We start from the raw sequence: 758 nt of genomic DNA, 5'->3' as shown, positions 1-758 counted from the left end.
TTTTTGTTTGAAAATGTGTTGTCATTCCATTCTAAACCTTGTTCTGTTTTGAATTTGAACCATTTCTCAGCCATAGCGTAAAAGGTGTTATTACAAGCTTCTTGCTTACGTTGTTCTTGTTCCGCTTTGTAATGCTGTGGATCTACCCCTTGCTTTATTAATTCTCGCGCTTCATCTCGTTGTTTTCGCGCTTGTTGTAGCGATGTTTCTGGGTATTTACCGAAAGATAATAATGTCTCTTTATGTGATATTGGCTTTTATATTTAAATCGCCATAATTTAACCCCTGTCGGTTTAACTAACAAAAAAAGACCTCCACCATCAAAATACTTTTTATCCTTACTAGTGGCTTTTAATGCTTTTATTTGTGTGTCAGTTAAGGGAGTAGTTTTTACAGCCATTTTTCACCTTTGGGGGTACGCAATAATAGGGTATTTAATTATACCCCCAAATATACCCCCATTATTTTTGGTTGTAAATGTACCTTACTGATACTTAATGGGCAATAAAATAGTCTTTAAGGCTTGTTATTACTGGGTTTGGTGTGCTTTGTTGGGTTTAAAAGAATGTTACTGATTATTGATTTGGTGCGTGGGCGGGACTTGAAATGATCTTATTAAAGCCTTTTCAATAAAGGGTTTTGCTTTTTCTTTATTGAAGAAATAGTCCCAAGCATAGTCCCAAAATAAAAAGTGCCCCCCAATATTAGGTATTTTAATCTTGCCAAATTGAAAGGTTAAAAATTGGTTTTAGAATTTT

At 34.3% G+C, this 758-nt stretch carries 2 protein-coding genes; both read right to left on the bottom strand.

What is annotated here, in order from left to right; genetic code table 11:
* On the bottom strand, window positions 1-251 hold a 251-nt coding region (locus B9N71_RS13675; RefSeq protein ID WP_143422165.1), incomplete at its 3' end, for an integrase arm-type DNA-binding domain-containing protein.
* Entirely contained in the window at window positions 158-400 is a 243-nt protein-coding gene (locus B9N71_RS12530) for an Arm DNA-binding domain-containing protein (RefSeq protein ID WP_085166138.1), read from the bottom strand. The genes B9N71_RS13675 and B9N71_RS12530, both read right to left, overlap by 94 nt.
* Window positions 401-758: the final 358 nt, after the last annotated feature.

This window comes from Gilliamella bombi (genome assembly GCF_900103255.1).
In the GTDB taxonomy this organism is placed as follows: Bacteria; Pseudomonadota; Gammaproteobacteria; order Enterobacterales; family Orbaceae; genus Gilliamella; species Gilliamella bombi.
Note: the sequence above shows the minus strand (reverse complement) of the source record. Positions and strands in the feature narration are given on the sequence as shown.

Coding starts and splice junctions, on each gene's coding strand:
- B9N71_RS12530 (WP_085166138.1), bottom strand. CDS start 400: ATGGCTGTAAAAACTACTCCCTTAACTGACACACAAATAAAAGCATTA.